The organism is Mesorhizobium sp. LSJC280B00, assembly GCF_000502835.1.
Taxonomy (GTDB): domain Bacteria; phylum Pseudomonadota; class Alphaproteobacteria; order Rhizobiales; family Rhizobiaceae; genus Mesorhizobium.
In genome coordinates, this window is the sequence record NZ_AYVL01000008.1 from 164,665 (window position 1) to 182,675 (window position 18,011).

Annotated in this window: 20 protein-coding genes and 1 riboswitch; of the genes, 6 read left to right on the forward strand and 14 right to left on the reverse strand. The window is 63.9% G+C overall.

The window, feature by feature from the left end; all coding sequences use genetic code 11:
- Window positions 1-101: 101 nt before the first annotated feature.
- From X773_RS53140 to X773_RS53165, 6 genes are all read right to left on the reverse strand, one after another.
- Complete coding sequence (locus X773_RS53140) at window positions 102-683, reverse strand: NAD(P)H-dependent oxidoreductase (RefSeq protein WP_023676544.1); 582 nt, start codon at window positions 681-683, stop codon at window positions 102-104.
- A 207-nt stretch (window positions 684-890) separates the two neighbouring features.
- The gene (locus X773_RS53145; RefSeq protein ID WP_084641099.1) at window positions 891-2,288 is read right to left on the reverse strand and encodes an FAD-binding oxidoreductase; all 1,398 of its coding nucleotides are present in this window, start codon (window positions 2,286-2,288) and stop codon (window positions 891-893) included.
- Window positions 2,288-3,586 (reverse strand): cytosine deaminase, encoded by a 1,299-nt coding sequence (locus X773_RS53150; RefSeq protein ID WP_023676546.1) that lies wholly within the window; start codon window positions 3,584-3,586, stop codon window positions 2,288-2,290. Before X773_RS53150 ends, X773_RS53145 begins: the two co-directional genes overlap by 1 nt.
- A 17-nt stretch (window positions 3,587-3,603) precedes the next feature.
- Window positions 3,604-4,443, reverse strand: a complete 840-nt coding sequence (locus X773_RS53155; protein WP_023676547.1) for an ABC transporter permease — start codon at window positions 4,441-4,443, stop codon at window positions 3,604-3,606.
- Window positions 4,430-5,272: an ABC transporter ATP-binding protein gene (locus tag X773_RS53160; RefSeq protein ID WP_023676548.1), complete on the reverse strand. Its 843-nt coding sequence runs from the start codon at window positions 5,270-5,272 to the stop codon at window positions 4,430-4,432. The genes X773_RS53155 and X773_RS53160 overlap by 14 nt, the downstream gene beginning before the upstream one ends.
- 3 nt (window positions 5,273-5,275) lie before the next feature.
- The gene (locus X773_RS53165; RefSeq protein ID WP_023676549.1) at window positions 5,276-6,280 is read right to left on the reverse strand and encodes an ABC transporter substrate-binding protein; all 1,005 of its coding nucleotides are present in this window, start codon (window positions 6,278-6,280) and stop codon (window positions 5,276-5,278) included.
- Window positions 6,281-6,556: 276 nt separating this feature from the next.
- Between X773_RS53165 and X773_RS53170 the strand changes: the two genes are divergently transcribed.
- Both X773_RS53170 and X773_RS53175 read left to right on the forward strand, forming a co-directional pair.
- The gene (locus X773_RS53170) at window positions 6,557-6,940 is read left to right on the forward strand and encodes a RidA family protein (RefSeq protein ID WP_023676551.1); all 384 of its coding nucleotides are present in this window, start codon (window positions 6,557-6,559) and stop codon (window positions 6,938-6,940) included.
- Window positions 6,941-6,997: 57 nt separating this feature from the next.
- Entirely contained in the window at window positions 6,998-7,801 is an 804-nt protein-coding gene (locus X773_RS53175; RefSeq protein WP_023676552.1) for a creatininase family protein, read from the forward strand.
- 64 nt (window positions 7,802-7,865) lie between these two features.
- Here X773_RS53175 and X773_RS53180 read toward each other — a convergent pair whose 3' ends face one another.
- Genes X773_RS53180 through cobD form a run of 3 tightly spaced genes read right to left on the reverse strand, consistent with a single transcriptional unit; the run spans window position 7,866 to window position 10,698 of the window.
- Entirely contained in the window at window positions 7,866-9,080 is a 1,215-nt protein-coding gene (locus tag X773_RS53180; protein ID WP_023676553.1) for a serine hydrolase domain-containing protein, read from the reverse strand.
- Window positions 9,081-9,139: 59 nt separating this feature from the next.
- Window positions 9,140-9,643 carry a tyrosine phosphatase family protein gene (locus X773_RS53185; RefSeq protein WP_023676554.1) on the reverse strand — a complete coding sequence of 168 codons (504 nt, stop codon included), beginning with the start codon at window positions 9,641-9,643 and terminating at the stop codon, window positions 9,140-9,142.
- Window positions 9,640-10,698 (reverse strand): threonine-phosphate decarboxylase CobD, encoded by a 1,059-nt coding sequence (cobD, locus tag X773_RS53190; protein ID WP_023676555.1) that lies wholly within the window; start codon window positions 10,696-10,698, stop codon window positions 9,640-9,642. Before cobD ends, X773_RS53185 begins: the two co-directional genes overlap by 4 nt.
- Here cobD and cbiB point away from each other — a divergent pair.
- A complete protein-coding gene (gene cbiB / locus X773_RS53195) occupies window positions 10,697-11,668 on the forward strand; it encodes an adenosylcobinamide-phosphate synthase CbiB (protein ID WP_023676556.1) in 972 nt (323 codons plus the stop codon). The two genes, cobD and cbiB, sit on opposite strands and share 2 nt — an antisense overlap.
- 27 nt (window positions 11,669-11,695) lie before the next feature.
- On the opposite strand, the gene X773_RS53200 is transcribed toward cbiB, so the two are convergent.
- The 5 genes from X773_RS53200 to X773_RS53220 form a co-directional block, all read right to left on the reverse strand.
- Window positions 11,696-12,010 carry a hypothetical protein gene (locus X773_RS53200; protein WP_051406122.1) on the reverse strand — a complete coding sequence of 105 codons (315 nt, stop codon included), beginning with the start codon at window positions 12,008-12,010 and terminating at the stop codon, window positions 11,696-11,698.
- A 582-nt stretch (window positions 12,011-12,592) separates the two neighbouring features.
- A complete protein-coding gene (gene cobO, locus X773_RS53205) occupies window positions 12,593-13,210 on the reverse strand; it encodes a cob(I)yrinic acid a,c-diamide adenosyltransferase (protein WP_023676558.1) in 618 nt (205 codons plus the stop codon).
- Between the two features lies 1 nt (window position 13,211).
- Window positions 13,212-13,733, reverse strand: coding sequence for a bifunctional adenosylcobinamide kinase/adenosylcobinamide-phosphate guanylyltransferase (cobU, locus tag X773_RS53210; RefSeq protein WP_023676559.1), 522 nt, complete (start codon window positions 13,731-13,733; stop codon window positions 13,212-13,214).
- A complete protein-coding gene (locus X773_RS53215; protein ID WP_023676560.1) occupies window positions 13,726-14,508 on the reverse strand; it encodes a CbtA family protein in 783 nt (260 codons plus the stop codon). The genes cobU and X773_RS53215 overlap by 8 nt, the downstream gene beginning before the upstream one ends.
- Window positions 14,509-14,523: 15 nt before the next feature.
- Entirely contained in the window at window positions 14,524-14,703 is a 180-nt protein-coding gene (locus tag X773_RS53220) for a CbtB domain-containing protein (RefSeq protein WP_023676561.1), read from the reverse strand.
- Between the two features lie 34 nt (window positions 14,704-14,737).
- A riboswitch (cobalamin riboswitch) is annotated at window positions 14,738-14,935 on the reverse strand.
- A gap of 141 nt (window positions 14,936-15,076) precedes the next feature.
- Between X773_RS53220 and X773_RS53225 the strand changes: the two genes are divergently transcribed.
- The 3 genes from X773_RS53225 (at window position 15,077) to X773_RS53235 (ending at window position 18,010) form a co-directional block, all read left to right on the forward strand.
- A complete protein-coding gene (locus X773_RS53225; RefSeq protein WP_023676562.1) occupies window positions 15,077-16,270 on the forward strand; it encodes an aromatic ring-hydroxylating dioxygenase subunit alpha in 1,194 nt (397 codons plus the stop codon).
- Between the two features lie 218 nt (window positions 16,271-16,488).
- Entirely contained in the window at window positions 16,489-17,487 is a 999-nt protein-coding gene (locus tag X773_RS53230; RefSeq protein ID WP_023676564.1) for a DUF1624 domain-containing protein, read from the forward strand.
- Window positions 17,488-17,503: 16 nt separating this feature from the next.
- On the forward strand, window positions 17,504-18,010 hold the full coding sequence (locus tag X773_RS53235) for an isoprenylcysteine carboxylmethyltransferase family protein (protein WP_023676565.1): 507 nt from the start codon (window positions 17,504-17,506) through the stop codon (window positions 18,008-18,010).
- Window position 18,011 lies beyond the last annotated feature (1 nt).

Below are 18,011 nucleotides of genomic sequence, written 5' to 3' on the forward strand. Positions count from 1 at the left end.
GGAGAAGGAAAANCGTTTCTTCCAGCACCCCTCATCCGGCTCGGCGCTACGCGCCGATCCACCTTCTCCCACAAGGGGAGAAGGAAAAGTCCCCTCCCGCGTCAGAACGCGTCCATCTTGGCAGCGACCTTCGCGATGAATTTCGTCCGCGTCTCGTTCGTCGACAGGTTCATCGAGTAATGCGCGAGATAGGAGACCGACCCGCCAGGCTTGATGGTGGCGCGCAGCACCCGATTGACCAGCTTGCGCGGCGGGTCGCCCATCAGCATGGCGCGGAACCGGCTGCCGCCATAGGTGGTGACCGCCGCGACCTTGTGAATGTTGTGCAGCGACGGCTGCACCTTGCCGTTGACCAGCTTGAACGACACGCCGGGCAGGAAGACGCGATCGAAAAAGCCTTTCAAAATGGCCGGATAGCCGAAGTTCCACACCGGAAACGACAGCACCAGCGCCTCGGCCCGCAGTAAGCGCTCGACATAGGCTGACGCCGGATCGCCGTCGCTGCGTTCGTCGTGATAGGACAGCCGTTCGGCCCGCGTCAGCCTGGGATCGAAACCCTCCGCATAGAGATCGCAGTCGTCGACGACATGGCCGGCGGCCTTCAGCCGCTCGATGATCGTCCGGTGCAGATCGGCGTTGAAGCTGGTCTCCACAGGATGAGCGTAGAGGACGAAGACGTTCACAGGAGAACATCTCGCAAGTCGGCACCAAGCACCCCCCTCTGCCCTGCCGGGCATCTCCCCCCCAAGTGGGGAGATCGGCTGTCAGTATCGCTTTCGCCAGTTGACGACGTTGGAAGATGGTCGAGACGATGGAACTGCCAATCTCCCCCCTTGAGGAGATGGCCGGCAGGCCAGAGGGGGGTACAGCGCCACTCGCCCGTCATCGTCTCAACCCGCCTTCTCCAGCCCCTTGAACAGGAACGACTTGCCGGAGCGATAATCATAGTCCGGGTTTTCCCAGGCGATCATCTTGCCTGGATTGAGCAGCCCTTGCGGGTCGGTTTCGCGCTTGAAGGCGAGCTGCACCTCGTCGGTGCGCTTCATGCCGCCTTCTTCCAGCGTGTAGCGGTGCGGGTTGAAGATCCAGCAGCCATTGTCCTCGTGGATGCGGATGATCTCGTCGAGCCGCTCCGCCGTGGTGAAGCGGACCAGCGGCAGCCCGGCGATGCCGATGGCGCCGTCGAAGCGGATGAACTCGAGATGCGCCGGCACCTCGTCGCCGAAGCGGTCGACCATCGCCTTGACGTGGCCGAGGTGGTCCGGCGACGGATAGCGGGTCTGCAGATAGGTGATCGTCGGATCGACCCGGATGGCACGCAGCGTCGTGTGGTTCCAGGTCAGCTCATAGGCCGGCGGCAGCCCTTTGAGATCGGCCTCCTTGTCGGCGCGAAAGACGATCTCGCCCTTGCTGCGCGCCGTGAAGGCGAGGAAGGCATCCATCGCATGCGGCGCGATCATCAAGACGACGATGCTTTGGCCGCGCCGGAAAAACCGCTGGTGGCGCTTGAAGTAATCGTAGGGGATGGGTGCTGCGATCGGCGTGATCAGTTTCGCCAATATGCCGTCCTGGATGGCGAGATCGTTGCCGAAGCCAGCCGCATCCATGACATCGTCGAAGCCGACGATGACGTCGATCCAGTCATAGCTGGCGGTCAGAGGCATCTCGACTTCGGTGATGATGCCGTTGGTGCCGTAGGCGTGCATCACCTTCAGCACGTCCTCGCCGGTGAGCTCCATGACCCGCGGCTCAGCCTCCATCGTCACGGTCCTCAGCCGGATGACGTTGCCGAGGTCGCGCAGTCCGCCCCAGCGGATCGAACCGATGCCGCCGGAGCCGCCGGCGACGAAGCCGCCGATCGATGCGGTGTTGTAGGTCGACGGCGACATGCGGAGCTCCTGGCCGGAATGCGCCCGCGTCGCTCTGTCGATGTCGGCGAGCACGGCGCCGGGGCCGGTGACGACACGGCCCGGCGCGATCATCTTGACCGCGTTCATCTCGGCGAGATTGAGCACCACGCCGCCGGACAGTGGCATCGCCTGCCCGTAATTGCCGGTGCCACTGCCGCGCGGCGTCACCGGGACGCCGTGCCGGTGGCAGGCGGCGAGAATGCGGACGACCTCGTCTTCGGTTTTCGGCGTCACGATCAGGTCACCGGTGACGTGCTCGAGCTGCTGCTTCAGCACCGGGCTGTACCAGTAGAAGTCGCGGCTCTTCTGCTGGACGATGGCCGGATGGTCATCGACCTTGAGGCCGTCCAGGTCGCGCTTGAGCGCCGCAATATCCATCATTCCACCATCAGATCATCGAGTTCGGCATAATCGGGCAGCTGGCGCTCGATCGCATGCCCGTCGCGCACGACGATGCGATCCGATTCGGGCCGCGACAGCAATTCCGTCCAGCTTCGCCCCCTGAAGACGACGAAATCGGCCGGCGCTCCGGCGGCAAGCGTGCCGAAATTATCGAGCCGCATCACCTTGGCCGGCGTTGCGGTGACAGCTTGCGGCCAGTCCGCGACGGGATGGTCGAGATGCAGGACGCGCGTCGCCATGCGATAGACCTCCAGCATGTCGAGATCGCCATAGGCGTAGAACGGGTCGCGCGTATTGTCGGAGGCGACGGCGACGGCAATGCCGCGCGCCTTCATCTCGTGCAGCAGCGTCACCCCGCGCCAGCGCGGCGTTGTCCTGTCGCCTCGCCGGTCCTGCAGATAGAGATTGCACATCGGCAGCGACACCACCGCCAAGCCGGCCTTGGCGACCTTATCCAGCGTGTCGAGCACGTCGAGGTCGGGCTGGCGTGCCAGCGAGCAGCAATGGCCGACCAGGATGTTCCCGTCAAAACCGTTCCAAAGGGCTGCTTCGGCGATTTTCTTCAGCGAGATCGCCGAGACATCGTCGGTCTCGTCGGCGTGGAAATCGAGGTCGAGGCCATGCTTGATCGCCTGCGCAAACACCTGGTCGAGCAGTTCTTCGAGATCCGGCACCATATAGGTGACGACGCCGAGGACACCCTTGGCGGCAGCCACCCGTTTGGCCAGCCTCTCGAACCATTTCCTGTCGCGCACGCCCTCGATGCCGAGCAGGCAGGCCGCCTGCAGCTCGATGCGGCCGCGCCATTTCTCCCGCATCGTCTCGAACACCGGCCAGGAGATCTCTTCCTGCGGCGCGACGCTGTCGAGATGCGTGCGCAGCGCCCTGGTGCCGTGCGCGTAGGCGCAGCGCAGCGAAAAATCCATGCGGCGGGCAACGTCGTCGGCGCTCCAGCGCGCCGCGCGGTCGGCGCCGGTGGCGTTCAAAGCGGCCATGAAGGTGCCGTCCGGGTTGGGCTTTCGGGGCCAGATATGGCCCTTGTCGATATGGGTGTGGCAGTCGACAAAGCACGGCAGCACGATGCGGCCGCCGAGATCGGTGGCGTCCGCCGGTGCGTTGGATCGATGCGCCGTAATCCCGGAGATCTTGCCATCGGCGACGGCAACGTCCGCGAGCGCAAATCCGTCGGCGCCAAAGGCAGCCGCAAGCCCCGGCGTCAGCGACGCGTGAAGCCGGACGTTGGAAAGATGGTAGGAACCAGAAGCTGGTATCAAGGCGGCGCTGCTCACCATCACCGCTCCTGCCTCAGCGCGCTCTCGTGCCAGCGCCGCAAAATGAGATGCGAAATCAGCGACAGCACCAGGAAGATCAGGATGCCGGTGAGCGAGATCAGGATCAGCGCCGCGAACAGCCTTGGCGCGTTGAGCCGGTAGCCGGCCTCGATGATGCGCGAGGCGAGGCCGGACGACTGGCCGGTGGCGCCNGCCACCACCGCGCCGATCAGCGACAGGCCGCCGGCGATCTTCAGCCCGCCGAGGAAATAAGGCATCGCCGCCGGCAGCCGCAGATAGCGCAATTGCTGCCAGCGGGTCGCACCGTTGAGCTTGAACATGTCGCGCAGATTGCGGTCGACGGAATTGAGGCCGAGCGTGGTGTTGGAGAGGATCGGGAAGAAGGCGACGATCCAGGCGCAAAGCAAAAGCTTCGTCGTCTGGTTGTCGACATAGATATTGATCAGCGGAAAGATCGCGACGATCGGCGTCACCTGCAGCACGATGGCGAAGGGAAAGAACGACATCTCCACCCATTTCGACTGAGCGAACAGCACTGCCAGCCCGACACCGCCGACCACGGCGAGAAGCAGGCTCAAGAAGGTGATCCTGAGTGTCACCAGCAGCGAGGAGAACAGCAGCCCGGCATCGTCGTGCAGGGTTTGCAGCACCACGCCGGGGCGCGGCAGTATGTATTTCGGAATGTCGTTCCAAACACAGATGCGGTCCCACAGCCAGATGGCCAGGATCATGATCGCCAGCGGCAGCAGCCATCTGCCGATGCGCTCGAAGCGCTCCTGGCGGACGCGGCGCGCCTCCTCCGGGTCGAGCGCCGGGATCTGTTCTTCAATGGCCGTCATGATGCGGTCCGGCAGTTGAGTTGATAGCGCCGATCAGCACGTCGGATGCCTGGCGGCAGAGCGCGGCATAGTCGGGCGAGGTGCGAAACGCCTCGTCGCGCGGATAGGATGCATCGACGGCAAGCTCGGCAAACACCCGGCCCGGCCGCGCCGCCATGACGACGATGCGGTTGGAGAGGAATACGCTTTCGAAGACGCTGTGGGTGACGAAAACGACGGTGAAACGCTCATCCTGCCATAGCTCGAGAAGGTCGTTGTTGAGCTTGAAGCGGGTGATCTCGTCGAGTGCGGCGAACGGCTCGTCCATCAACAGAATGCGCGGCTTGGTTACCATGGCGCGGGCGATAGAGACGCGCATCTTCATGCCGCCCGACAGTTCGCGCGGCACCGCCTTCTCGAAGCCGGTCAGGTGAACCCGCGCCAGCATCTCCATCACCGCCGGCGCCGCCTTGGCACGCGACACGCCCTTCAGCCGCAGCGGCAGCCAGACATTGTCGAAGACGTCGGCCCAGGGCAGCAGCGTCGGCTCCTGGAAGACGAAGCCGATATTTGAACGGTCGCCGATATTCGAACGCTCGAGGGCGCCGCTGCCGCGCCAGTCGAGCACGCCCGAGGTCGGCGTCGACAGGCCCGCAATCAGCCGCAGCGCCGTCGATTTGCCGCAGCCCGACGGCCCGAGCAGGCTGAGGAAATCGCCCTCCCGGATCGTCAGCTCGACATTGCTGAGCGCGGTGACGCCGTTGGAAAAAACCTTGCCGACGCCACGCAGCGCCAACAGCGTCGGCCCCGATACGCTTCCTGGCTGTTGCGCCACTTTCTCCAGCTTCACGGCCTACTTCTTCAGGTCGAGCCCGACGCTCTTGTTGACGAAGGCCAGCGTGTAGGCCTTCTTGATGTCGATGCCCGCCGGCGTGACCTTGGCCTTGACCATCTTGTCGTAAAAACTCTGGATGCGCGCATCGGTCATGGCGCCGATGCCGAGCTTTTCGCTGTCGCCGGAATCGACCACGCCGAACTTCTTCAGCTGCTCGATCGAGAAGGCGATCTGCTCATCCGTCATATCCGGATTTTCCTTCTTGATCATCTCGTTGGCGGCCTTGTTGTCGCCGTAGAGATAATTGTACCAGCCCTTGGCCGAGCCATCGACGAAGCACTGGACCACCTCGGGCCGCTTGTCGACCGTCTCCTGCATGGTCTCGACTGTCGTTGCATATGTGTCCCAGCCATAGTCGGCCAGCAGGAACTGGTTCGGCGTAAAACCGCCCTGCTTTTGGACGGCGAATGGCTCCGAGGTGACGTAACCCTGCTGGATCGACTTCTTGTTAGCGATGAACGGCGCCGGGTTGAAGGTGTAGGGCGCGCGCTTGGCGGCGTCGAAGCCGAGGTCGGTGACCATCCACTGGAAGAAGGTCTGCGCACCTTCGTCGCCGAGGATGTACTCCTCGGCGTTCTTCAGGTCTTCCCATTTGTCCAGCCCCTGCCCGGGATGGGACATGATGACCTGCGGGTCCTTCTGGAAGTCGGCGGCCACGACGCGCATCGGTATGCCTTGCTGCACGGCATCGAAGGCCGACAGCAGATTGCCGCCCATGTAAAAATCGATCTTGCCGGCCAGCAGCAGCGGCCGGCCGCTGACCTGTGGGCCGCCCTGCATGATCGTCACATCGATGCCGCAGGCGGCATAGGTGCCGTCCACCACGGCCTGGTAGTAACCCCCATGCTCCGGCTCAGCCAGCCAGTTGGTGCCGAAGGTGACTTTTTCGTTCGCTGCCGCGGCAAGCGTGCCTGCGCCAAGCAGCACGATCGTGCCCGCCGAAATCTTGAGTTTTCCGTACATCCACACCACCCTTTGTTCGCTCCGGCGCGTCACGCGCCGGGCTCGACACCATTGTTTCAAGAAGCAAGACACATGCCACCGGCGCGTTGCGCCGGGACCGCCCGCTTGTGCAATGCCCGCCTGAGCAATGGCGGCGCGAAGGCCGGATGGGTCATGCTGTACGAAAGGCATCGTGCCTATTTTTTGATCGCCTGTCCACAATCGCCCTCGTGACATGCACCGCCATCTTGATGCCCGCATCGATCCCGCTTTAGGCTGCCGTGAACGGAGATTGCCATGTTCAAATTTCTCACGCCGAAGTCGATCAAGCCGCCCTTCGCCCGCTACAGCCATGGCGTCGAGCTGCCGCCGGGCAAGCGGCTGGTGCTGTGTTCGGGCCAGGTCGCAATCACCCCGGACGACCAGATCCCCGAGGAGGCCGGCGCACAGGCCGAGCTTTGTTTCCGGAACATATCGGCGATTCTCGGCGAGGCCGGGCTCGGCCTCTCCGACATCGTCCGCATCAACGCCTACGTCACCGACCGCGCCTTCCTGAGCCCCTATATGGAGGTTCGCGACCGGCTGTTCGCCAGCCCGGCGCCCGCCTCGACGCTGATGATCGTGTCCGGTTTTGCCCGGCCGGAATTCAAGGTCGAGATCGAGGTCATCGCGGCGCGATGATCGACAGCCGATCATTCCCGCGTTAGGTCTGGGCTTGTCGGTTCAAGAGGGCATGACATGACCGCTGCAAAAAAACGCGTATGGTGGGGTGACTACCGGACCACCGAATACGCGACCGTCGATCCTGAGGCGACCATTGCCGTTCTGCCGCTGGCGGCGATTGAGCAGCACGGCCCGCATCTGCCGGTCTCGACCGACACCTCGATCATGAACGGCATGCTGGAAACGGTGATCGCGCGCCTGCCCGGCGATCTCGACATCCGCATCCTGCCGGTCCAGGCGGTAGGCAAGTCGAACGAGCATTTGCACGCACCGGGCACCCTCACCCTGCCGGCGACGACCTTGGTCGAGGCGTGGACCGAACTTGGCCTGTCGGTCGCGCGCGCCGGCGTCCGAAAACTGATTGTCGTGAACTCGCATGGCGGCAATGAGGAGATCATGGGCATCATCACCCGCGAATTGCGCGTGCGGGCAAAGATGCTGGCGGTAAAGACCAGCTGGCAGCGTTTTGGCCGGCCGGCCGGCATGTACACCGAGCTCGAGGACCGCCACGGCATTCATGGCGGCGACGTCGAGACCTCGCTGATGCTGCATTTCCGGCCCGACCTCGTCGATATTGGGAAGGCCGACAATTTCGTGTCCAAGGTCGCCCGCGCCGAAAAGGAATTTGCGCTGCTGCGCCACACCGGAACGCACGCCTTCGCCTGGATCGCCAGCGATCTCAACCCGAATGGCGTGGTCGGCGACGCCAGCATTGCCACCGCCGAAAAAGGCCGGCTGACCGCCGAACATCAGGCCGACGGCTTCATCGGCCTGCTGAGGGACGTGGGCAAGGCAAAGCTGGCGGATTGGTTGGCGTAGGTGTTTGATCCCACCAGCTCAGGCCTCGCTCACGAGGGGCGATTCCATTCGCGCGCGAGGATCCTCATTTCACCTCTTGAAGCGGCGACACCGTGTAGATTTCGTCCAGTATCTTCACCATCAAGGTGTTGGCGGTCGCCTGGCCGTCGAGCGCGAGAGTCAGGTTGGTCCATATGACCAGGGTGACGTCATTGGCCGGATCGTAGCCCATGAAGGACTGGTAACCGGGCATCTCGCCTTCGTGATAGTAGATTTCGTTAGGCCCGAAGGTCAGCGTTAGGATGCCATAGCCGTATTTTTGCATGGCGGGTTCGCCCGGCTCCGGCGCCTCAGGGCTTGCAAGCCACTGCCGCTGGAAGTCGGCATTGAAGAGCTTGCCCCCGACCAGCGCGCGCATCCAGGTCGCGAGGTCATCCGCGGTGGAGATGACTCCGCCAGCCGCAAAGTAGGCGGACGGGTTCTGCCATGTGTCGTCGTTGGGCTTGAGCGTTCCCGCCCTGGCCGCAGCCTGGAGGTCGTCCGGATAGGGCGCATCAGCCAGGGCGTACGAAGTACTGCCGTAGAGATAGCCGTTTGAGTATGGCTCGGGGATGGCGTTCGACGTGCTCGGCGGCAACGCGGTGTTCTTCATGCCGAGCGGCCCGAACAGGCGGTCCCGGAAGATGGTCGAGAGCGGCTTGCCGTCGATCTTCTCGGCAACAAGGCCGAGCAGATAGTAGTTGGTGTTGTTGTACTCGAATTCGGCACCCGGCGCGAAGTCCGGCGGCCGTTTGAACGCCATGCCGAGTACTTCATCAGCGGTCCATACCCTGTAAGGATACTTGTCCAGGCTTTCGGCAAGTTCCGGCGCATTGGTGAAGTTAGGGAGGCCGCTCCGCATTGTTATGAGCTGCCGAATGGTTATCTCGTCGCCGTTGGGAACGCGCTGGACGTATTTCGAGATCAGATCGGCGAAGCTCAGTTTCCCCTCCTGCACCAGTTGCACGATGACAGCGGCGGTCATCGTCTTGGTGTTCGAGGCCGCACGGAAGTGGGTATCGGCGCGCGGCGGGTTCGTGGCACCCAGTTCAGTCGTACCGTAGCCGAAGACGAGGTTGCCCCGCGGAGTCTTGAGCAAAACCATGGCACCGGGCAGCATAAGTTCCTTGGCCAAACCCTCGACAGTGGCTTGGAGCGCTGCCAGGTCGATCGACTTGAGAGCCGGCATGGACGCGGCCATGGCGCTGCCTGTCGCGCAGACCACGCCAACAACGATGGCCAAAATTCTCCCGATCATCATTCGCCCCTTGGCCGTGTCCTAGAACTCCTGCGCACTTTTCCTGGAATTTGTTTTTAGGCTCAGATTTTCAATTCGAACGGCGTGCCTTCGAAAGCATCCGCGCCGCGCCCGATCGCCTGGATCGCTTCGATCATCCGGCCTCTGCGATCGAGCAGCGTGTCGGCGATCGCGATCAGCCGCGGATTGGGTGTCGCCGTGGGCGACAGCGCGCGCAGCGTCTCGGCCAGTTCGGCCTCGTCGCGCTTCGGCGCCAAGGCTGCCGCGATTATGCAGGCCGAGGCGGTCGAGCGGCTGATGCCGGCATAGCAATGCACCACCAGCGGCCGCGAGCGATCCCATTGGCGTGCGAAATCGAGCAGGTTCAAGACATGCTCCTCGCCCGGCATCGTCATGCCCTCCTGCGCTACCGCAATGTCGTGCATGACCAGATGCAGATGGTTTTCCCTGGTGATCGAGGCCGGTCGCATCACCTCCGTTCCGGCGGCAAGCAGCGAAAGCAGCCGGCCGGCCCCGGTCTTCGTTACCGTTTCCTCGACTTTGGACAGCGAACAGACGTGGATCATTGGGTAGTTTCTCCCTTGGCATCATCGTCGCGCCGCGAGGCCCAGCCGGCAAGTGCGGATTCGAGCCGCCGCCATTCTTCGTCGGCTCCCGGCAGGCCGACGCGCAGCACATCCGGACGATCGGCGAAATGCCGAAGCAGGATGCCGCGCTGGCCGAGCACCGAAAACAGGCCGGCGGCGCCCGCCAGCCTGATATAGCGGAACAACGCGGTGCCACCGGCGACAGGCACGCCGAAGCAGCCGAACAGCGTATCGAGCCGCGCGGCATCCTCGGCCAGACGGCGCCGCATCCCGGCCTGCCAGCCGGTATCGGCAAGCGCCCTTATGCCATATTCGAGCGCCGGCCCGGCAACCGCCCATGGCCCGAATTGCGCCTCCAGCCGCTCGACCGTCAGCGCATCGGCCAGTGCAAAGCCAAGCCGCAGGCCGGCCAGGCCGAAGAACTTACCGAACGAACGCAGCACGACGATGCCGCCCTGGTCGACGTCGCCGGCCAGGCTTTCGCTGCGCGGGCCGACATCCATGAAGGCCTCGTCGACCACCAGCAGCCCACCTCTGGCGCGTAATGTCTCGGCAAGTCGAAGCAATCTTTCGCGCTCGACGACGCGCCCGTCCGGGTTGTTGGGATTGACGACGACGGCAAGGTCGGCCGCCGCCAGGGCTTCGAAATCATCGACTTCAGCCGCCGCATGGCCGGCGATCGCCGCTGCCCGCCGATGCTCGGCATAAGTCGGCCCGAGCACCAGCGCCGTGCCCGGGCTGACCAGGGAAGCGACGCGCGGCAACAGGATCTGCGTGCCGGGCGCCGCTGCGACATTCGCCGCCGACGAGGCGCCATAGGCGCTTGCCGCGCGTTCAGCCAAGTCGCGGCTGCGCGCTGTTTCCGGCAATCGCGACAGGGCGGTGGCGGGCAAATCGAAAAGCGGGTAGGAGTGCGGATTGATCCCGGTCGAGAGGTCGACGAAAGGCAGCGGCGCGTGAGGGAAAAGCGCCCTCGCCCGGCCAAGGCTTCCGCCGTGGTCCACTGCCGCCGTCACTCCATCAAGAGACTTCATGCCGATTCTGATCACTTTCCTGTCGCTGGCCATCGAACTTGTACTCGGCTACCCGGCCCGGCTCTTCGATGCCATTGGCCATCCCGTCACCTGGTTCGGCAGGCTGATATCCTTTCTCGACCGCAGGCTCAACCGCGCCACTGATTCCGACGCCCACCGTCGCGGCTGGGGCGTCTTCGCGCTGCTGGTGATCGTGCTGGTGCCGGCCGCCCTCGCCCTCTGGCTCGAAACCTTGCTTTGGAGCATTCCCCTCGGCTGGTTGGTCACCGCAATCCTGGCGACGTCGCTGCTGTCGCAGAAGAGCCTGGCCGAGCATGTCGAAGCGGTCGCCGACGCACTCGACAGCGGCGGACTGGATATGGGCCGCATTGCCGTCTCGCGGATCGTCGGTCGCGACCCGGAAAAGCTCGACAGGGCCGCTGTCTGCCGCGCCGCGATCGAAAGCCTGGCCGAGAATTTCTCCGACGGCGTCGTCGCTCCGGCCTTCTGGCTCGGTATCGGCGGGCTCGCCGGCGGCGTCGCCTACAAGGCCGCCAACACCGCCGATTCGATGATCGGCCATCGCACCCCCCGCCACGAAGCCTTCGGCTGGGCGGCTGCGCGCTTCGACGATTGGATCAATCTGCCGGCGTCGCGGCTGACGGCGCTGCTGATCGTACTCGCCGCTTTTCTGGTCAAGGGCGCCGACGCCAAGGGCGCCTGGCACGCCGTGCGGCGCGATGCGAAAAAACACCGCTCGCCCAATGCCGGCTGGCCGGAAGCAGCGATGGCCGGCGCGCTCGGCCTGGCGCTCGCCGGCCCCCGTTCCTATGACGGCGTCATGGTCGAAGACGCATTGATGGGCGAAGGCGGCCGGCGCGATGATGTCGAGAGCACCGACATCCGACGGGCGCTGAAACTCTACCGCGTCGCCGACTTACTGCTGATCGCGCTGTTCGGCGTGGTCGCGGTGATCGTCATCGCCGCGTGAACGTCCGAATGGGTCGGCAAACCCGACCTACCAGGTAACACGGACTTCCTTTGCGCTCGGATCGGCTTCCACGCCAAACCTTTTGATCGCGTACCCACCGGCAGCTACGGGAGAAGATTTCAATAAGGGTTCGACTACGACAAAAAGTCGTTCAGCGTTTGGCCCATACATGTAGAGGATGCATTCGCCTTCACCAAACAAGTCACCGTCAAACTCGCCGACCGATGCATCCTCGATAGCTTTCTCTAGCCGATTCTCGAGCGCATAAATGGATTCGCGTTCGTCAGCGGCACCAAACTGACCATCATTGAGAATAAGATAGACGATTACCGCCTGGTCCACGAACAATCTCCAGCTTCGCAAGCGACCAGAACTCTATCCCTGACATCCGGCGGCACTGAAACTCTACCGGATCGCCGACTTTCTGCTGATCGCACTGTTTGGGGTAATCTCGACGGTCGTAATTCTGTTGTGATCTTCGCCCGATCCCAGGCGAAACAAAAACCCACCATGCGGCGGGTCGTTGGAGCCAATTAGCACCATACCGAAATTAGTAGCATAGCTGCCGGCACAAAGCAAGAACAAAAGGTGGCGACATCGACGAAACTGCCGATAGGCACANGGCGGGTCGTTGGAGCCAATTAGCACCATACCGAAATTAGTAGCATAGCTGCCGGCACAAAGCAAGAACAAAATAGGGCGCCTTCAGCCTTGAAGGTTCGCAGCTTAGTTCCAGCTTGGGTTCCTCGCCCCACGAAAGTGGGGAGAGGTGGCTCGGCGAAGCCGAGACGGAGAGGGGAACCGCGCTCTACGAAAGCCCCTCTCCGGCCGCTTCGCGACCACCTCTCCCCCGCTTCGCGGCGGGCGAGGAACCCAAATCTTGAGAGGTCGCGACACCGCGCCTCTGCCTCCCCAGCAACCCCCTCAGAACTCGATCCCCTGCTGCGCCTTCACGCCGGCGGAGAAGTGGTGCTTGGTCACGCCCATCTCGGTGACCAGATCGGCCGCCTCGACCAGTGCCGGTTTGGCGTTGCGGCCGGTGACGACGACATGCAGGCCTTCGCGACGCGCCTTCAGCGCCGCGACCACCTTTTCGAGATCGAGGTAGTCGTAGCGCAGCGCGATGTTCAGCTCGTCGAGCACCACGAGGCTGATCGACGGCTCGGCCATCAGCTCCAGCGCTTTCGCCCAGGCAGCCTCGGCCGCCGCGATGTCGCGCTTCAGATCCTGTGTCTCCCAGGTAAAGCCCTCGCCCATGGCGTGCCAGACGACACGGTCGCCGAAGGCGGCAAAGGCGTCTTTCTCGCCGGTGTGCCATTTGCCCTTGATGAACTGAACGACGCCGACGCGCTTGCCATAGCCAAGCATCCTGAGCGCCAGCCCAAAGGCGGCCGTGGTCTTTCCCTTGCCCGGTCCGGTGTTGACGATCAGCAGCCCCTTCTCGACCGTCTTGGCCGCGACCTCGGCGTCCTGCACCGCCTTGCGCTTGGCCATCTTGGCGCGGTGGCGTTCCTCGTCCTTGGGATCGATAGTATCAGCCATGTCATTTCACCTTGAGCGGCAGCCCCGCCACCATCAAAAGCACGGTGCCGGCAACAGCCGCGACGTCCTGGTTCAGCCGGCCGGCGGCGTCGCGAAACCGTCTTGCCAGCGCATTGTCCGGCACGATGCCCTGGCCGACCTCGTTGGACACCACGAACCACGGCCCACGCGGCCGCGACAGCACATCGGCCAGCCTCCGGCATTCGGCCTCGACATCATGGTCGGCCAGCATATGGTTGGTCAGCCACAGCGTCAGGCAGTCGATCAGCACCGGCTGGCCGTCAGGCAGCGCTCCGATCGCGCCGGCAAGGTCGAGCGGCGCATCGATGGTCGTCCAGCCGGCGCCGCGGCGCGAGCGGTGCAGCGCGATGCGCTGGCGCATCTCGTCGTCATAGGCTTGCGCCGTGGCGATATAGCTCCAAGGCAGCGGGCCGACCGTCACCAGGCTCTCGGCATGCGCGCTCTTGCCGGAGCGCGCACCGCCGATGACCAGGGTCAGTGCCCCGGCAGCGCGGTCAGGCAAAGCTGTCGCGCAGGCTGGTCGCCGTGCCGGTGAAGCGTCCGCGCACCACGCCGACGACCGCGCCGAGCACCAGCCAGAACACCAGATTGGTCAGCGTCACCGCCACCACGAACTGGTGGTGCAGGCCTTCCGGGATCGCCGTCTCGAAGCTATCGGGCTGCGGCGCGCCGACGATATGCGGCGCAACGATCAACGCCACGGCAAGAGCCACCAGCGGCAGCGATCTGCGGAAGACGATAAGGCCGAGACCGGCCGCTGTCGCCACCACTGTTGCCCACCACCATAACTGGCGTTGGACAAGGTCGGCCGCCGGCATCGCCGGCAGTTCCGGCGGCAGGCCGAGGCCCGGCGCCAGCGTGAATGCGGCAAAGCCGGCCAGCCCCCAGAACAGGCCCTGGCGCCAATTGCCGATGCCGCCGGCGAATTCCGAAACCGCAACCAGGACCAGCGCAAAGCCGATGCCGGTGACGATATTGGCAACGACGCTGAAGCCGAAGCGTTCGAAACCGTCCGCCGGCGCCCAGCCTTCGTCTTCCGCCGGAGCCATTGCTTCAGCCGGTGCCGGCGCGGCGCTGCTCATAGCCGTCATGCCCGCGGCGTTTTCAGCCGGTGTCGCAGGTGCCGCGGCATGGTCATGGCCGCCGCCGGCCTGTTCGTAGACTTCCGCCTTTAGGATGAGCGGCACCGTGGCATAGGCTTGCATGCAGGCGAGAGCCACGCCGGCCACAAGCCCTGCGATCGCCGCGATGAACACGACGTTGCGAAACAGTGTCATGATGTCAGCCCCTTGTTAGTGGCAGGGAAAGCCCATCGAATGGCGATAGTCGTGCGCGGCATTGTGGACCGCATCGATATGCGAGAAGCCGACAAAGCCCATGACGAAAATGCCGAGGAATGCAGCAAGCGCCAGCTGCATGAGACGCGACTGCGAGGAGGCGGAAGCGCCGAGCGAAACGGAAGCGGTATTCATGTCTTTCCTTTCGCCCTCCACCCGAGGGCATAGAAGTCAGTTTCCTGTCGCCGGCAGGTCTCCTGGCTCGCGGATCAGCGCCCTTCCCCACCTTCCCGAAGGCGAACCTTCAGTGGCATATGGAGAGGACTACCGCACACAGTTGCGGGGGCAGCCACGGCATTGGGCAAACAACTTGCCCTCACCGCATTCCCTCTTGGTTCCAAACGGAACCGACGACATCAGTGACTATAGGCAGAATCGCCGCGCCCGGCAAACCAAATTCCGCCGGATCGTGTGGCGAATGCGCCGCCTCGCCAAGCCCGGTCGGCCGGCGCCGCGATTGACAATTTTCGCAGCCGGGTGTCGGCTGGCGGATGGGGAGGAAGCCGGCATGCAACCCAGCCCGAATGAGCGCGGTCCCTACAACGGCCTGACGCGGGCCGAGCCGACGCTGCCGTCATCAGCCTATTGGGACATCGCGGCCTATCAGCGCGATCTCGAGGCCATCTGGTATCGCAACTGGCTGCTCGTCTGCCGCGAGGCCGACCTTGCCCAGCCGCTGGCTTTCAGGACGTTCCGCATAGGCACGCAGGAGGTCGTCGTGCTGCGCGACGAGACCGGCGAGTTGCGCGCCTTCCACAACACCTGCCGGCATCGCGGCTCGCAGCTTTGCCAGCAGAGCGAAGGACGGCTGAAGGCGCGGCTCATCACCTGCCCATACCATGCCTGGTCCTATTCGCTGCACGGCGATCTGGTGCGCGTGCCGTCGAAATCGCTGCCGGACGGCTTCGACAAGGCCGATCATCCGCTCTACCGGGTCGCGCTTTCGGTGTGGCGCGGTTTCGTCTTCGTCAATCTGGCGGAAGACGCTGCCGGCTCGGCTGAAACATCCTTCGATCCGGCATCCGGTAACCTCGCCAACTGGCCGCTGGAAACGCTGCTGAGCGGCCATGTGCTGCGCAAGGTGATAAACTGCAACTGGAAGGTATTTTGGGAAAATTTCAACGAGTGCCTGCACTGCCCCGGCGTCCACAAGGACCTGTCGCGGCTGGTGCCGATCTATGGCCGCGGCCTGATGGGCCGGCACGACGACCCCGAATGGGCGCGCCACGCCGACAATGACGCGCCGGAATTTGCAGGCGGCTTGCGGGCCGGGGCCGAAACCTGGTCGCGCGACGGGCGCGTCCACGGCTCGGTCTTTTCCGGCCTGACGCCGGGCGAGCGTGCCGCCGGGCAGACCTATGCCACCAGCCTGCCGTCGATGTTCGTCGTCGGCCATGTCGACTATGTCAGGACCGTGCGGCTGGTGCCGCTTGGGCCGGAGCAGACCGAACTTACCGCCGAATGGCTTTTTTCGCCCGAAGCGCTCGCCGATCCGGCCGCGGATATCGACAACATCGTCGCCTTCGGTACCCAGGTGCTGGAGGAGGATGCTGATATCTGCGAGGTCAACCAGATGGGCCTGCGCTCGATGCGCCACAAGGCCGGCGTACTGATGCCCGAGGAGTACGACTTGCACCGCTTCCACAACTGGGTGCGCGAGCGCCATGCGGCGCTCGCACATCAAAGCGATTTGGGCAGATAGCGCCAGGTGACGAAGCCGCAGGCCGCCGCCAGCAGGCCGAGTGTCGCGAAAACCGCGCCCAGTCCGAAAAACGCCAGCACGCCGGCCAAAGGCTTTCCGGCTTTGGCCTAAAGCAGCTCTGATGCCGACCGGTACCAACGCGACGCAAGGCCCTGCTTCTTTTGACGGTGGCAACCGTGATAGTCGTCTTGCCGGGGCTGAACCAAGACAGCGAGACCATGAGCATCGACACGCCGAGCGCAGCCGTTCAGGATCAACCGAAGTCGAAGCGCATCGCCGTTATCGACATTGCACGCGGCATCGCTTTGCTTGCCATGGCGAGCTATCATTTCACCTGGGACCTCGAATTCTTCGGCTACACCGATCCCGGCCTCACCGCCTTCGGCTGGTGGAAAATCTACGCGCGCTGCATCGCCTCGAGCTTCCTGTTCCTGGTCGGCATCAGCCTCTATCTCGCCCATGGCAAAAAAATCCGCTGGACCGGCTTCTGGAAGCGCTTCGCCATGGTTGCCGGGGCAGCGCTCGCAATATCGCTGGTCACCCGCATCGCCACGCCCGACGGCTTCATCTTCTTCGGCATATTGCACGAGATCGCGCTCGCCAGCCTGCTCGGCCTGGCGTTCCTGCGCCTCCCGGCGCTACTGACGCTTGCCGTGGCGGCCCTCGCTATTGCCGCGCCTTTCTACCTGCGATCTGAGCTTTTCGATCATCCGGCTTTGTGGTGGGTCGGCCTGTCGGCGACCAACCCGCGCTCCAACGACTACGTTCCACTGCTGCCCTGGTTCGGCGCCGTACTTGCCGGCATCGCGGTTACCAAGCTCGCCGCCACCTCCGGCGCGCTGACGCGGCTGTCGGCCTTGGCGCCCGGCCGCTGGGCAAATCCGCTGGTCTTCATCGGCCGGCACAGCCTTGCCTTCTATCTGATCCATCAGCCGGTGCTGATCGGCTCGGTCTGGCTGTTTTCGCAATTCATGCCGGCGCAGGCCGAAACCAGGGAGGTGAGTTTTGTGAAATCCTGCCAGATATCCTGCGAGCAGGCACGCGACACCGAGTTCTGCTCCAGCTATTGTGCCTGCATGCTGGACACTCTCCAGGGCGAAGCCTCGCTTGACCGGCTCTACAGCAACGACCAGTCCCCGGAGTGGAAGGCGCATATTGGCGAGCTCGCCGGCACCTGCACCGCCCAAACCGAGGCGGCGGAACCGGGAACGCGCTAATCGAGGGAGGACAATAATGAGCGACAGTCACCCGAAACCCGTGCAGCAAAATCCTGGGCAGCCGAAGCTGGGGTACATCCCATGGCCGCCGCTGATCTATATCGCCGCCATCATCGTCAGCGTCGCGCTAGGGCTGTTCTATCCGCTGCCGTGGATCGGCGATCTTCTCGGCGACATCCTGTTCGCCGCCGGCCTTGTGGGGTTGGTGGCGGTTGCCGCGCTCTGGTTCACGGCAATCCGCACCATGATCCGCGCCAAGACGACGCTCAACCCGAACGGCGTGCCTGACCATCTGGTGACTACCGGACCCTTCGCCGTCAGCCGCAACCCGATCTACCTCGCCAACACGCTGCTGCTGATCAGCCTCGCCTTTGTCACTGGGATCGCCTGGTTCCTGCCGTTGGCGGTCATCGCGGCGTTCCTGACGCAGAAGCTGACGATCGAGAGCGAGGAGAAGGTGCTGACGGCCAAATTCGGCAAGAAATACCGGGACTACGCCAAAAGGGTGCGGCGCTGGATTTGAG

Bases quoted from the DNA above. Each gene is read 5' to 3' on its own strand.
- X773_RS53145 (WP_084641099.1), bottom strand. From the start codon at position 2,288: ATGGATATTGCGGCGCTCAAGCGCGACCTGGACGGCCTCAAGGTCGAT.
- X773_RS53170 (WP_023676551.1), top strand. From the start codon at position 6,557: ATGTTCAAATTTCTCACGCCGAAGTCGATCAAGCCGCCCTTCGCCCGC.
- cobD (WP_023676555.1), bottom strand. From the start codon at position 10,698: ATGAAGTCTCTTGATGGAGTGACGGCGGCAGTGGACCACGGCGGAAGC.
- cbiB (WP_023676556.1), top strand. From the start codon at position 10,697: ATGCCGATTCTGATCACTTTCCTGTCGCTGGCCATCGAACTTGTACTC.
- X773_RS53220 (WP_023676561.1), bottom strand. From the start codon at position 14,703: ATGAATACCGCTTCCGTTTCGCTCGGCGCTTCCGCCTCCTCGCAGTCG.
- X773_RS53215 (WP_023676560.1), bottom strand. From the start codon at position 14,508: ATGACACTGTTTCGCAACGTCGTGTTCATCGCGGCGATCGCAGGGCTT.
- X773_RS53235 (WP_023676565.1), top strand. From the start codon at position 17,504: ATGAGCGACAGTCACCCGAAACCCGTGCAGCAAAATCCTGGGCAGCCG.
- X773_RS53180 (WP_023676553.1), bottom strand. From the start codon at position 9,080: ATGATGATCGGGAGAATTTTGGCCATCGTTGTTGGCGTGGTCTGCGCG.
- X773_RS53175 (WP_023676552.1), top strand. From the start codon at position 6,998: ATGACCGCTGCAAAAAAACGCGTATGGTGGGGTGACTACCGGACCACC.
- X773_RS53225 (WP_023676562.1), top strand. From the start codon at position 15,077: ATGCAACCCAGCCCGAATGAGCGCGGTCCCTACAACGGCCTGACGCGG.
- X773_RS53165 (WP_023676549.1), bottom strand. From the start codon at position 6,280: ATGTACGGAAAACTCAAGATTTCGGCGGGCACGATCGTGCTGCTTGGC.
- X773_RS53230 (WP_023676564.1), top strand. From the start codon at position 16,489: ATGAGCATCGACACGCCGAGCGCAGCCGTTCAGGATCAACCGAAGTCG.
- X773_RS53185 (WP_023676554.1), bottom strand. From the start codon at position 9,643: ATGATCCACGTCTGTTCGCTGTCCAAAGTCGAGGAAACGGTAACGAAG.
- cobO (WP_023676558.1), bottom strand. From the start codon at position 13,210: ATGGCTGATACTATCGATCCCAAGGACGAGGAACGCCACCGCGCCAAG.